General features: G+C 68.8%; 11 protein-coding genes. 2 read left to right on the plus strand and 9 right to left on the minus strand.

All coding sequences use genetic code 11. The annotated features are described in order from the left end of the window. The first annotated feature begins 4 nt into the window (after positions 1 to 4). Entirely contained in the window at positions 5 to 1030 is a 1026-nt protein-coding gene (holA, locus tag GBB76_RS12785; RefSeq protein WP_152303653.1) for a DNA polymerase III subunit delta, read from the plus strand. 20 nt (positions 1031 to 1050) lie between these two features. Here the strand turns inward: holA and GBB76_RS12790 are convergent, their stop codons facing one another. From GBB76_RS12790 to mnmE, 5 genes are all read right to left on the minus strand, one after another. Further along, positions 1051 to 1962, minus strand: a complete 912-nt coding sequence (locus GBB76_RS12790) for a ParB/RepB/Spo0J family partition protein (protein ID WP_152303654.1) — start codon at positions 1960 to 1962, stop codon at positions 1051 to 1053. A 10-nt stretch (positions 1963 to 1972) separates the two neighbouring features. Further along, positions 1973 to 2833, minus strand: coding sequence for a ParA family protein (locus tag GBB76_RS12795; RefSeq protein ID WP_152303655.1), 861 nt, complete (start codon positions 2831 to 2833; stop codon positions 1973 to 1975). Continuing rightward, positions 2823 to 3518, minus strand: a complete 696-nt coding sequence (gene rsmG / locus GBB76_RS12800; RefSeq protein ID WP_152303656.1) for a 16S rRNA (guanine(527)-N(7))-methyltransferase RsmG — start codon at positions 3516 to 3518, stop codon at positions 2823 to 2825. The genes GBB76_RS12795 and rsmG overlap by 11 nt, the downstream gene beginning before the upstream one ends. A 23-nt stretch (positions 3519 to 3541) precedes the next feature. Next, positions 3542 to 5398, minus strand: coding sequence for a tRNA uridine-5-carboxymethylaminomethyl(34) synthesis enzyme MnmG (mnmG, locus tag GBB76_RS12805; RefSeq protein WP_152303657.1), 1857 nt, complete (start codon positions 5396 to 5398; stop codon positions 3542 to 3544). A 249-nt stretch (positions 5399 to 5647) separates the two neighbouring features. Continuing rightward, positions 5648 to 7030, minus strand: coding sequence for a tRNA uridine-5-carboxymethylaminomethyl(34) synthesis GTPase MnmE (mnmE, locus tag GBB76_RS12810; protein WP_152303658.1), 1383 nt, complete (start codon positions 7028 to 7030; stop codon positions 5648 to 5650). Positions 7031 to 7095: 65 nt separating this feature from the next. On the opposite strand from mnmE, the gene GBB76_RS12815 reads away from it, so the two are divergent. Further along, positions 7096 to 9114, plus strand: a complete 2019-nt coding sequence (locus GBB76_RS12815) for a thioredoxin domain-containing protein (RefSeq protein ID WP_152303659.1) — start codon at positions 7096 to 7098, stop codon at positions 9112 to 9114. A 313-nt stretch (positions 9115 to 9427) separates the two neighbouring features. Here GBB76_RS12815 and GBB76_RS12820 read toward each other — a convergent pair whose 3' ends face one another. From GBB76_RS12820 to hemE, 4 genes are all read right to left on the minus strand, one after another. Further along, positions 9428 to 9796: a hypothetical protein gene (locus tag GBB76_RS12820; protein WP_152303660.1), complete on the minus strand. Its 369-nt coding sequence runs from the start codon at positions 9794 to 9796 to the stop codon at positions 9428 to 9430. A 22-nt stretch (positions 9797 to 9818) separates the two neighbouring features. Further along, on the minus strand, positions 9819 to 11084 hold the full coding sequence (gene rho / locus GBB76_RS12825; RefSeq protein WP_152303661.1) for a transcription termination factor Rho: 1266 nt from the start codon (positions 11082 to 11084) through the stop codon (positions 9819 to 9821). Between the two features lie 244 nt (positions 11085 to 11328). Then, positions 11329 to 11754: a protoporphyrinogen oxidase HemJ gene (gene hemJ / locus GBB76_RS12830; protein ID WP_152303662.1), complete on the minus strand. Its 426-nt coding sequence runs from the start codon at positions 11752 to 11754 to the stop codon at positions 11329 to 11331. Between the two features lie 19 nt (positions 11755 to 11773). Continuing rightward, positions 11774 to 12829 (minus strand): uroporphyrinogen decarboxylase, encoded by a 1056-nt coding sequence (hemE, locus tag GBB76_RS12835; RefSeq protein ID WP_152303663.1) that lies wholly within the window; start codon positions 12827 to 12829, stop codon positions 11774 to 11776. Positions 12830 to 12881 lie beyond the last annotated feature (52 nt).

Genomic DNA, 12881 nt, shown 5'->3' on the forward strand with positions numbered 1-12881 from the left:
CGCCATGGTGGCGGTCCGGCCCGGCGACGTCGAGGCGACGCTCACCCGCATAGACCCGCTGCGCCCGGTGGTGCTGCTGTTCGGCCCGGACAGCGGGCTGGCGCGCGAGCGCGCCCGGGCCTATCTCGCCCGCGCCGCCCAGGGTTCCGACGACCCGTTCGGCATCGTGCGCCTCGACGGCGACGAGATCGCCGGCGACCCCGGCCGGCTGGTCGACGAGGCCGGTACGCTCGCCCTGTTCGGCGGACGCCGCGTCGTGTCGCTGCGGGTGGGCTCGCGCAACGTCGTCCCGGCCGTCGAGGCGCTGCTGGCCGCCCCGCCCTCCGGCGCCGTGGTGGTGATCGAGGCCGGCGACATCAAGCGCGGCACCGGGCTCCGCGCGCTGTGCGAGAACTCGCCGCATGCGCTGGCCATCGCCTGCTACGCCGACAGCGACCGCGACCTGACCCGGCTCGTCGACACCATGGTCGCCGAGGCGGGAACCGCCATCGACCGCGACGCCCGCGCCGAGCTGATGGGCCTTCTGGGCGGCGACCGCATGGCCTCGCGCAGCGAGATCGGAAAGCTGCTGCTCTACGCCGCCGGCGAGCCACGGGTGACGCTGGACCATGTGCGCGCCATCGTCGGCGACGCCTCCAGCCTCGCCCTCGACGAGATCGCGGACGGCGCCTTCGCCGGCCAGCCGGACGAGATGGCCACCGCCTTCGGCAAGGCCACCGGCGAGGGCATGCGGGCCGACATCATTCTCGGATCGGTCTGCCGGGCGGCGCAGACGCTGCACCAGATGCGCCTGGGCATCGAGGCCGGAGGCAGTGTCGAGCGCGCCATAGAGGGCACCCGGCCGGCCATCCATTTCCGGCGCAAGCCATTGATCGAAAAAGCACTTCGCGGCTGGACCGCGAGCCGGCTGGAAACCGCCCTGCTCGCTTTGGACGACGCGCTTCTGGCCGCCCGCCGCAATGCGACGCTGGGCCCGGCGATCGCCGAACGCGCCCTGCTGCAGATCGCCGGACAGGCCCGGCGCGGCTAGCCGGGCACGGCCCGTCCCGCTCAGCCGCCGGCCAGGCGCCGGCAGACCTCGTCGAGCTGGTCGAGCGACGAGTAGCGGATGCGCAGTTCGCCCGCCTCGCCATCATGCTTGAGCACGACATCGAGGCCGAGCGCGTCGGAGAGCTTGCGCTGGAGCGCCACGGTGTCGGCGTCGAGCGCGGCCGGCACCTTCGGCTTGCGCGCCGGCTTGCCTGCGGCCTCGGCCTTGGCGACGTTGAGCTCCTGCGCCAGCGCCTCGATGGCGCGCACATTCATGCCCTGGTCGACGATGGCGCGGGCCAGCGCCTCGGGGTCGTCCTGGGTCAGCAGCGCGCGGGCATGGCCGGCCGAGAGGCGCCCATCGGCGAGATACTGCTTCACCGTCTCCGGCAGGCGCAGCAGGCGCAGCGTGTTGGCCACATGGCTGCGGCTTTTGCCGATCACCCGGGCCAGGTCGTTCTGCGAATAGCCGAACTGGTCGGACAGCGCCTGATAGCCGGCGGCCTCTTCCAGCGGGTTGAGATCGGCGCGCTGGACGTTCTCGATGATGGCGATCTCGAGCGCCTCGCGGTCGTTGACATCGACGACGACGATCGGCACCTCGTGGATGCCGGCGCGCTGGGCGGCGCGCCAGCGGCGCTCACCGGCGACGATCTCGTAGGAGTCGCGCTCGCCCGCCACCTGCCGCACCACGATGGGCTGGATGATGCCGCGCTCATGGATGGAGGCGGCGAGATCCTCGAGATCCTGCTCGCCGAAGCTGCGGCGCGGGTTGTGCGGGTTGGCGCGCAGGAAGGCCAGCGGCACCTTGCGGGCGCCGCCCACGGCACGGCCGCGATCATTGGCCGCCGCGCCGTCTTCGCCCATGTCGCCCATCAGCGCCGCAAGGCCGCGCCCGAGCCGCGAACGTCCGCCGTCTTCCGCCATCGCCATTACCGCCCCCTCACGCCGCGGCGCGCAGAGCGCGCTCACGCTGGATTATTTCGGATGCGAGACGAAGATAGGCCTGCGACCCGACGCATTTGAGATCGTAGAGCAGCACCGGCTTGCCGTAGGACGGCGCCTCCGAGACGCGGACATTTCGCGGAATGATGGTCTCGTAGACCTTTTCGCCCATGAACTGGCGCACATCGTCGACCACCTGGCTCGACAAATTGTTGCGCGCGTCGAACATGGTGAGCACGATGCCATGGATGGTGAGCTGCGGGTTGAGCGTCGTGCGGACCTGCTCCACCGTCTTGAGCAGCTGCGACAGACCCTCCAGCGCGAAGAACTCGCACTGCAGCGGCACCAGGATTGCGTTCGAGGCCGCCATCGCGTTCACCGTGATCAGGTTCAGCGAGGGCGGGCAGTCGATCAGAACGTAGGTGTAATCAATCTCGTTACGCTGCCGATCCGAATGCGCGGGAACAGCGTTCAGCGCCCGGATGGCGTCGCGCAGCCGATAGGCGCGGTCGCGCTCGCCGGCAAGCTCAAGTTCCAGCCCGGACAGGTCCATCGTCGAGGGGGCGATGTGCAGCCGGGGAACGGCGGTCTCCAGGATGCCCTCGCGCAAGCTGGCCTCGCCGGTGAGGACGTCATAGGTCGAGACGCGGCGGCTGCGGCGGTCGATGCCGAGGCCGGTCGACGCATTGCCCTGCGGGTCGAGGTCGATGATCAGCACCGTCTCGCCGATGGCGGCCAGCGCGGTGCCGAGATTGATCGCCGTCGTGGTCTTGCCGACGCCGCCCTTCTGGTTGGCGAGCGCCAGGACGCGGGGCACCGGCCGCGGCGCGTTCGGTACGAGCGAAGCCTCATCCGTCATGGTTCGACCCTGCTGGGTTGGGCATCGTGCCCGATGATGTCGGTCTCAGCGGCACTGCCGCCCGGACGATGAGGACATGGCCGCTCTTGTCGGTCCGGCTGCCCTCAATCTCGACGTTGATTTTCCAAGATTTAGAGGCTTCGGTCAATTCGTTATCAACATCTTGTCCCTTGAGGAACAGTCCCGTCGCCCCCTGCGCAAGGAAGGGGGCGGCAAGGTCGAGCAGTCTCGGCAACGGTGCAAGGGCACGCGCCGAAACAATCTCCACTCCCGGCGCGATCTTTCCGGCGACCTGCTCGATCCGCACCGGCAGCACCGTGGCGGGTAGTTCGGCGATGCGGACCGCCTCGCGCAGAAAGGCCGCCTTGCGGCTGTCGCTCTCCACCAGCGTCACGTCGGCGCCCGGCCGCTCTGCCAGCGCCGCAGCCACGACGAGGCCCGGAAAGCCCCCGCCCGAGCCGAGGTCGACCCAGCGTGTCGCCGCCCCGGCCAGCGGCACGAGTTGAAGGGAATCCGCGACATGGCGGGTCCAGACGGCGGGCAGCGTCGCCGGCGCCACCAGATTGATGGTGCGCTGCCATTTCTGCAGCAGCGCCACGATGGCGTCGAGCCGCTCCGCCGTTTCACGTGAAACAGGGGCGAGCTCCAGCGCGCGGGCGCGGTCGGACGAATCGGCGTGGGTCATGCTGGATTATAGCGCGCTACGGCTCACGGCGCCCGTCGCGCATGTGCCGCCAGCAGCGCCAGCGCCGCCGGGGTCATGCCGTCGATGCGGCTGGCCTGGCCAATGGTACGGGGCCGAATCGATTCCAGCTTCGCCTTGATCTCGTTGGAAATGCCGGCGAGCCCGCGATAGTCCACCTCCGGCAGCGGCGCCGCCTCGTCGCGGCGGAAGGAAGCGATGTCGGCATCCTGCCGGTGCAGGTAGACGGCATATTTCGCGTCGATCTCCACCTGCTCGCCGATGCGCGGATCCTCGCCCGACACCTCCGGCCAGATCCGGCAGATGTCGGCCCAGCCCACATGCGGATAGGACAGCAGATCGAAGGCCGAGCGGCGCTGACCGTCGCGGTTCAGGGTCAGCCCGTGCGCGTCGCCCTCGCCCGGCGTGAGCGAGACCGAACGGCTCCACGCCCGCACCCGCTCCAGCGCCTCCCGCTTCACCGCGAAACGCCCGGATCGCTCCGCTCCGACGAGACCAAGCGCCTCGCCCCGGCCTGTAAGCCGCTGGTCGGCATTGTCGGCCCGCAGCGACAGCCGGTATTCGGCGCGCGAGGTGAACATGCGATAGGGCTCGCTCACCCCCCGCGTCACCAGATCGTCGATCATCACTCCGATATAGGCCTCGGCCCGGTCGAAGGTCGCGCCGTCCTGGCCGCCGGCCCGGCGCGCGGCGTTGAGCCCGGCGACGAGGCCCTGCGCCGCCGCCTCCTCATAGCCGGTCGTGCCGTTGATCTGGCCGGCGAGGAAAAGCCCCCTCGCCTTGCGGGTCTCCAGCGTCGGCTCCAGCTCGCGTGGGTCGACATGGTCGTACTCGATGGCGTAGCCCGGCCGAAGCATCGCCACCCGTTCAAGTCCCGGAATGGTCGCCAGCAGCGCGGCCTGCACCTCCTCCGGCAGCGAGGTGGAAATGCCGTTCGGATAGACGGTGGGATCGTCGAGACCCTCCGGCTCCAGAAAGATCTGGTGCCCCTCGCGCTCGCCGAAGCGGACGATCTTGTCCTCGATGGACGGGCAATAGCGCGGGCCGACGCTGTGTATGTTGCCCGAGTACATGGCCGAGCGCGCGATATTGGCGCGGATCACCGCATGGGTGGCATCGGTGGTGCGGGTGATGCCGCATTTCACCTGGCGGTTGGTGATGGCGTCGGTCAGCGTCGAGAATGGTTCCGGAGGTGAATCGCCATCCTGCATCTCCAGCCCGGCCCAGTCGATGGTGCGCCCGTCGAGGCGCGGCGGCGTTCCCGTCTTCAGCCGGCCGAGCGAGAGGCCGAGCGCCGCCAGCGAGACCGAAAGGCCGCGCGCCGGCGCCTCGCCCATGCGTCCCGCCGGCATCTGACGGTCGCCGATATGGATCAGCCCGTTGAGAAACGTGCCCGTGGTGATGACCACGGCGCCGGCCGCAATGGACCGCCCGCCCGCCAGCACCAGCCCGGTGACGCGGCCATCGGCCATGCTGAGACGGTCGGCCTCGCCCTCGACGACGAATAGGTTCGGCTGCGAATCGATCGCCCGCTGCATCGCCTGCGCGTAGAGCTTGCGGTCAGCCTGTGCCCGAGGCCCGCGCACCGCTGGGCCCTTGCGCCGGTTCAGCACGCGGAACTGAATGCCGCCCTGATCGGCGACGCGGCCCATCAACCCGTCGAGCGCATCGATTTCGCGGACCAGATGTCCCTTGCCGAGCCCGCCTATCGCCGGGTTGCACGACATTGTGCCGAGCGTCGCGTGGGCGTGAGTGACCAGCGCCGTGCGGGCGCCGAGGCGCGCCGCCGCGGCCGCCGCCTCGGTGCCGGCATGGCCGCCGCCGACCACGACGACATCGAAGGAAAGAGCGGGCGTGTTCATTCGCGACGGCCGGCCGGTTGTCTGGAGCGCCCTGATCCGCCGGAGGCGGCGCGCGGGATCGTCCGTTTCAAGCCACTCAATTCCCGCCCCGTCAAGTCGCCGGGCGCGGCGCGGGCCGCCCCATTTCCTTACGAAGCCTGAACGGGCTGATTCACGTGAAACATTTCGTTTACGAATCGGCCCTGCTGGCGCCGATGTTTCACGTGAATCCTCCCGCACGGCCCGGGCGGGCAGGCTCCGTGGATCAGCTCATTTGCCGATGCAGAACTCACGGAACACCACGTCGAGCAGATCCTCGACACCGATGGTGCCGGTCATCCGCCCCAGCGCCCGGCCGGCGAGGCGCAGCTCCTCGGCCAGCAATTCATCGTCCAGCCGCTCCCATCCGGCGAGCGCGATGCGCAGATGATGCGCCGCCTCGGCCGCGCTGGCACGGTGACGTTCACGGACAAGGGCGGGATGCTCGGCTCCTCGCGCCCGCTCGGCGACGAAGGCGGAGAGGGCATCGGTCAGTTCCGCAAGGCCCGCGCCATAGCGCGCCGAGACCGCGAAGCGGCGCACCGCCCAGCCGCCGCCCGCCGGCAGGTCCGCCCCCGGCGCATCGACCTTGTTGGCCAGCAGCCAAAGCTCGGCGCCCTCCCCGGCCTCGATATCGGGACGGTCCGTGGGCGGCGAACCGGCGGCCGCATCGTGAACCCAGAGCACGAGATCGGCCTGCGCGATCCGCGCCCGCGCCCGGCGGATGCCTTCCGCCTCGACCTTGCCTTCCGCCTCCCGCAGACCGGCGGTGTCGACCAGCGTCACCTTCTGCCCGCCGAGATCGAGTGCCACTTCCAGCAGGTCGCGGGTGGTGCCCGGCTCGTCCGAGACGATGGCGACGTCGCGCGCGGCGAGCGCGTTGAGCAGCGAGGACTTGCCGGCATTAGGCAGGCCGGCGATGGCGACCAGCGCGCCCTCGCGCAGCAGAGCGCCCCGCCGGTCGGCCAGGGCCGCATCTAGCTCGGCGAGCAGGCTCTCCGCCTCCGGCCGGGCGAGTGCCCGGGCCTGCGCCGGCACGTCGTCCTCGTCGGAAAAGTCGATGCCCGCCTCGACAAGCGCCATGGCGCGGATCAGCCGGGCCCGCCACACCTCGACCTGCCGGCCGAGATGACCGAAGGCATGAGCCAGGGCGAGACGGCGCTGTCCCTCCGTCTCCGCCGCGATGAGATCGGCGAGGCCCTCGGCTTCGGTCAGATCCATCCGCCCGTTGAGAAACGCCCGCCGGGTGAACTCGCCGCGCTCGGCCGGCCTCAGACCCGGCACGGCGAACAGCGCCGCCAGCACCGCCGCCACAACGGCCCGCCCGCCATGGATCTGGAGTTCGGCCATGTCCTCGCCGGTAGCGCTCGCCGGGCCGGGGAACCACAGCGCCAGCCCTTCGTCGAGCCGCTCGCCGCTCGCGGGATGGGCGAGGCGCACGAGGCTGGCGCGGCGCGGCGCCGGCAGGCGGCCGGCAAGCGCGCGCAGCGCCTGCCCCGCCTGCGGACCGGAGACGCGGATCACCGCCACCGCCCCGCCGCTGCCGGAGGAGACCGCCGCGATGGTCGTCCCGCCCAGCCCGGCAGAGTTTGTGCTTTCCTGCTGCGAACTCACCCGCTACGCCCTATCTGCCTGTCGAACCCGCTTCGCCCGACCCTACGTTTCACCGGAGAGACGCCTTGACCAACCGCCTCGCCGACGCCGCCAGCCCCTATCTTCTCCAGCACAAGGACAACCCCGTCCACTGGTGGCAATGGGGGCCCGAAGCCTTCGAGGAGGCGCGGCGCAGCGGCCGGCCGGTGCTGCTTTCCATCGGCTATGCCGCCTGCCACTGGTGCCATGTGATGGCGCATGAGAGCTTCGAGGACGAGGCGACGGCCGCCGTGATGAACGAGCTGTTCGTGAACATCAAGGTCGATCGCGAGGAGCGGCCCGAGGTCGACCAGATCTACATGTCGGCGCTCCAGCAGCTCGGCGTGCAGGGCGGCTGGCCGATGACGATGTTCCTCGACGCCGAGGGCGCCCCCTTCTGGGGCGGCACCTATTTCCCCCGCGAGGCCCGCTATGGCCAGCCCGCCTTTACCGACGTGCTGCGGACGATGGCCAATGCCTATGCCTCCGGCGACCCGCGCATCGCGCAGAACCGCGTCGCCCTGCTCGACCGGCTGCGAAAGAAAGCTCGTCCGGAAGGCCGTGTGACCATCGGCACCAACGAGCTCGACGACGTCGCCGGCCGCATTCTCGGCATCATGGACACCGAGCATGGCGGCTTGCAGGGCTCGCCGAAATTCCCCAACACGCCCTTCCTCGAACTGCTGTGGCGTGGCTGGGAGCGCACCGGCCGCCAGCGCCTGCGCGACGCCGCGCTGCATGCCCTCGACGGCATGAGCGAGGGCGGCATCTACGACCATATCGGCGGCGGTTATTCCCGCTATTCGGTCGACGACCGCTGGCTGGTGCCGCATTTCGAGAAGATGCTCTACGACAATGCGCAGATCCTGGAGCTGCTCGGCCTCGCCTATTCCGAGACCCTGGCCGACCTGTTCCGCGCCCGCGCCGAGGAAACCGTCGGCTGGCTGACCCGCGAGATGCTCACCGAGGGCGGCGCCTTCGCCGCCAGCCTCGACGCGGATTCGGAAGGCCATGAGGGCCGCTATTACGTCTGGACGCTGAAGCAGGTGCTCGATGTGCTGGGCGCGCAGGACGCCGAGTTCTTCGCCCGCCACTACGACATCGTCCCCTTCGGCAATTGGGAAGGCGTTTCGATCCCGAATCGACTGAAAGAAGTCGAGCGTTCGGGCGCCGACGAGATCCGCCTCGCTTTGCTGCGCGACAAGCTGCTCGCTGTTCGCGCCACCCGCGTGCCCCCCGGCCGCGACGACAAGGTACTGGCCGACTGGAACGGGCTGATGATCGCGGCGCTGGCCAACACCGCCCCCCGCTTCGGCCGGCCGGAATGGATCGATCTGGCGGCGAACGCCTTCCGTTTCATCGCCGAATCGATGACCCGCGACGGCCGTCTCGGCCATAGCTGGCGCGGCGGGCGGCTGGTCTTCCCGGGGCTTTCCTCCGACTATGCGGCGATGATCGGGGCGGCGCTGGCGCTGCATCAGGCGACCGGCGAGGCGTCTTATCTCGACCGCGCCGTCGCCTGGCAGGAGAAGCTCGAGGCGCACCACGCGGCGGAGGATGGCGGCTATTACCTCACCGCCGACGATGCCGAGGGGCTGATCCTGCGCCCGGACGCCACGGCCGACGACGCCGTGACCAACCCCAACGCGCTGATCGCCCGAAACCTCGTGCGGCTCGCCACGCTGACCGGCGAGGAAAGCTGGCGCGCCCGCGCCGACCGCCTGTTCGACGGACTGCTGCCGCGCGCCGCACCCAGCCTCTACAGCCATGCCGGCCTGCTCAACGCGCTCGACAGCCGGCTGCGCGCACCCGAAATCGTCGTCGCCGGCAAAGGCGAGGCCGCGGACGCCCTGTTCGAGGCGGCCCAGCGGCTGCCGCGCGTCGATGTCGTTCTCCAGCGTGTCGCCGATCCCGCCGCCTTGCCCGCCGGACACCCCGCCCGCGCCAAGGCGGAGGCGGTCGATGGGGCCGCCGCCTTCGTCTGCGCCGGAGCCGTATGCTCGCTTCCCGTTACGGATACGAATCGACTGGCCGAGATGGTCCGCTCAGGCGTCGCCCCTGCGTAGGCGGACCCCTCGGACGGGTGGTTCGATGCCTTGGGAAAGGTTGGTGGACAGCCCTGTGGATAAGTCGGGGACAAAACCGACCACAGGCCCGCAAATCAACAGAAACGGCCGCTGACGGGCGCCGACACTTTTACGACCGATGGATCGGACCACAGGGAAGATTGCCGTCCTGAGTCATTTCTGAAGGGCATCATTTCGTAGACGAAACGATGGCAATTCCAGCAAAATCACCCTGAATGGATGGAGCCGCGATCCTCGCGTCGTCATTTCTGCAATGACGGCGCGAACGCCCGGCGCAACGCGCCCGGCCCCTTCAATCCCTGCGGCTGAATTGTATGTTCGCGAACATCAGCGGGACGACGAGGATCAGCGCGCCGGCAAGGTCCGCCTGGAAGATGTAGGAGAGGCCGAGTTCGTCGCGCACGGCCGGGCCGATCACCGGGTCGGCGAAATCGGCGACAAGGCTGGCGATGAACAGCGCCGCCGGCAGCCAGACCGCCAGGGGCAGCCACCAGCGCCGGCACGCCATCACCCAGCTCAGCGCGGCGATGCCGATCACGAAGAGCCACAGCACCGCCGAGGGCGGCTCGCGCTCGGCCATGCCGGCATGCGCCGGCAGGGCAACCAGTGCGGCAAAGGCGGTGGCGGATAGGAAGAGCCGGAAATCGCGTCCTGCCTTCATGCCCGCCTCCCGCGGTGCTGGTTCAGGTGTTCATCGAGTCGAAGAAGTCGCCATTGGTCTTGGTCTGGCGCAGTTTGTCGACCAGGAACTCGATGGCGTCGACGGTGCCCATCGGATTCAGGATGCGCCGCAGGACGTACATCTTCTTCAAAACGTCGGCCGGCACAAGCAGCTCTTCCTTGCGGGTGCCCGAGCGGGTGATGTCGATCGACGGGAAGACGCGCTTGTCGGACACCTTGCGGTCGAGGATGACCTCGGAATTGCCGGTGCCCTTGAACTCCTCGAAGATCACCTCGTCCATGCGCGAGCCGGTCTCGATGAGCGCGGTCGCGATGATGGTCAGCGAACCGCCTTCCTCGATGTTGCGCGCCGCGCCGAAGAAGCGCTTGGGGCGCTGCAGCGCGTTGGCGTCCACGCCGCCGGTCAGCACCTTGCCGGAGGACGGCACCACGGTGTTGTAGGCGCGGCCGAGGCGGGTGATCGAATCGAGCAGGATCACGACGTCGCGCTTGTGCTCGACGAGGCGCTTGGCCTTCTCGATCACCATCTCGGCGACCTGCACGTGGCGCTGGGCCGGCTCGTCGAAGGTGGAGGAGACCACCTCGCCCTTCACCGAACGCTGCATGTCGGTGACTTCCTCCGGCCGCTCGTCGATGAGCAGCACGATGAGGTAGCACTCGGGATGGTTGGTGGTGATGGACTGGGCGATATTCTGCAGCAGCACCGTCTTGCCGGTGCGCGGCGGCGCCACGATCAGGCCGCGCTGGCCCTTGCCGATCGGCGCCACGATGTCGATGACGCGGGCAGAGAAGTCCTTGCGCGTCGGGTCCTCGATTTCCAGCTTCAGCCGCTCGTCGGGATAGAGCGGGGTCAGGTTGTCGAAGTTGATCTTGTGCCGGATCTTGTCCGGGTCCTCGAAATTAATCGTGTTGACCTTGAGCAGCGCGAAGTAGCGTTCGCCGTCCTTCGGGCCGCGAATCTGGCCTTCCACCGTATCGCCCGTCCGCAGGCCGAAGCGGCGGATCTGGCTCGGCGACACATAGATGTCGTCGGGACCGGGCAGGTAGTTGGCATCCGGCGAGCGCAGGAAGCCGAAACCGTCGGAGAGGATCTCGACCACGCCCTCGCCGATGATATCGGTGTCCTTGGCGGCGAGCTGCTTGAGAATGGCGAACATCAGCTCCTGCTTGCGCAGCGTGCTGGCGTTCTCGACCTCAACTTCCTCGGCGAACACGAGAAGTTCGGCGGGATTCTTGGACTTGAGGTCCTGGAGCTTCATTTCCCCCATGGGAAAGGGCCTCGAATAGGTAGTGGGAAGACCCGGACAAGCCAATGAACCCGCCGGGACTGGAAAAGGTGGGAAGCGCTGGTCTGCGGACCCGGCCGAGGAAGATCGGCCGCTTGTCCGACACACCGGGCAGCATCGGGGAGATGCCTGCCGAAGCGGAGCGTCAGCCAGCTTCTTGGAAGTAGGCGCACCATAGGCAAAGCCACGATTCGGCGCAAGCCTGCCTGGAGACGCTTAAAACGGATCAAAAAGGCTTAACGATGACCAAGACGACGATGCCGATCATCAGCAGCGTCGGCACCTCGTTCATCATGCGGTAGAAGCGCGCCGGCCGCGTGTTGCGGTCGGCGGCGAAATCCTTCACCCAGCCGGACAGCGCACCGTGGAAGCCGCTCATGAGCAGCACCAGCGCGAACTTGGCGTGGAACCAGGGCGCGGCGTACCAGCCGCCCTCCCACGCCATCCACAGGCCGGCCAGCCAGGTGACGATCATGGCCGGGTTCATGATCGCCTTCAGCAGGCGCCGTTCCATCACCTTGAAGGTCTCGGACTGAACCGAGCCGGCTTCAGCGCCGCAATGATAGACCATGAGCCGCGGCAGATAGAGCATTCCCGCCATCCACGAGATGACGGCAATCACGTGCAGCGCCTTGATCCAGTCGTAGAGCATCGACGTTCCGCCCCGCCTTTCAGGCGCCCCGCACCCGGGCGATCATCCGCTCGACATGGGCGATGGGCGTCTCCGGCCGGATACCGTGGCCGAGATTGAAGATATGCGCCGCGCCGCGGAAATCCTCGACAATGGCATCCACCGCCACATCCAGCGCCGCACCGCCAGCGATCAGGGTGAGCGGATCGAGATTGCCCTGCAAGGCGCATTTCGCCCCCAGCGCGTAGCGCGTCGCCGGGCGGTCCGCCGTCCAGTCGAGCCCGACGCCGCTGACCCCGGTCGCCCGCACCAGCTCGGTGAGCCCCGAGAGCGTCGCCCCCTTGGGGAAGGCGATGATGCGCGCGCCCGGCACCTGCGCCCGCACCCCGGCGACGATGCGGGCGATCGGCTCGATGCTCCAGCGCCGGAAGGCTTCCGGATCGAGCACCCCGGCCCAGCTGTCGAAGATCTGTACCGCATCGGCCCCGGCCCGCAATTGCGCGACCAGGTAGTGCGTCGAGGTCTCGACCAGACGGTCGATCAGCGCGCCGAAGAAGGCGGGATCGGTCAGCGAGGCGAGCCGCGCCGGCGCCTGGTCCGGCGTGCCGCGCCCGGCCACCATGTAGGTCGCCACCGTCCACGGCGCGCCGCAGAAGCCGAGCAGCGCAGTCTCGCGCGGCAGTTCGGCGCGAATGCGCGTCACCGCCTCAAGCACGCGGTCGATCTTCGACGGATCGAGTTCCTCGCGCAGTGCGGCGAGTTCGGTCCCGTTCACCACCGGCTTCAGGCGGGGGCCTTCGCCGGCCTCGAAGCTGAGCGGCACGCCGAGCGCATGCGGCACGACGAGAATGTCTGAGAACAGGATCGCCGCATCGAAGCCGAAGCGGCGGATCGGCTGAAGCGTCACTTCGACCGCATGGTCGGGCGTGTAGCAGAGGGTGAGGAAATCGCCGGCCTTCTCGCGCACCGCCCGGTATTCCGGGAGATAGCGCCCAGCCTGGCGCATCATCCAGATCGGCGTGCGTTTCGGCACCTGTCCGTCCAGCGCCTGCAGCACGATGGGCAGGGCCGTCGCGTTATCCCCCGGCGCATTCATACTTCTTTAATCTCTTTTGAATCAGAGTCGTCGTTGTTTAGGTAAGGGCATT

Source organism: Ancylobacter sp. TS-1 (genome assembly GCF_009223885.1).
GTDB lineage: Bacteria > Pseudomonadota > Alphaproteobacteria > Rhizobiales > Xanthobacteraceae > Ancylobacter.

Excerpts from the sequence above, each read along its gene's own strand:
- holA (WP_152303653.1), top strand. The coding sequence starts at position 5 with ATGGTGGCGGTCCGGCCCGGCGACGTCGAGGCGACGCTCACCCGCATA.
- GBB76_RS12790 (WP_152303654.1), bottom strand. The coding sequence starts at position 1,962 with ATGGCGATGGCGGAAGACGGCGGACGTTCGCGGCTCGGGCGCGGCCTT.
- GBB76_RS12795 (WP_152303655.1), bottom strand. The coding sequence starts at position 2,833 with ATGACGGATGAGGCTTCGCTCGTACCGAACGCGCCGCGGCCGGTGCCC.
- rsmG (WP_152303656.1), bottom strand. The coding sequence starts at position 3,518 with ATGACCCACGCCGATTCGTCCGACCGCGCCCGCGCGCTGGAGCTCGCC.
- mnmG (WP_152303657.1), bottom strand. The coding sequence starts at position 5,398 with ATGAACACGCCCGCTCTTTCCTTCGATGTCGTCGTGGTCGGCGGCGGC.
- GBB76_RS12820 (WP_152303660.1), bottom strand. The coding sequence starts at position 9,796 with ATGAAGGCAGGACGCGATTTCCGGCTCTTCCTATCCGCCACCGCCTTT.
- rho (WP_152303661.1), bottom strand. The coding sequence starts at position 11,084 with ATGGGGGAAATGAAGCTCCAGGACCTCAAGTCCAAGAATCCCGCCGAA.
- hemJ (WP_152303662.1), bottom strand. The coding sequence starts at position 11,754 with ATGCTCTACGACTGGATCAAGGCGCTGCACGTGATTGCCGTCATCTCG.
- hemE (WP_152303663.1), bottom strand. The coding sequence starts at position 12,829 with ATGAATGCGCCGGGGGATAACGCGACGGCCCTGCCCATCGTGCTGCAG.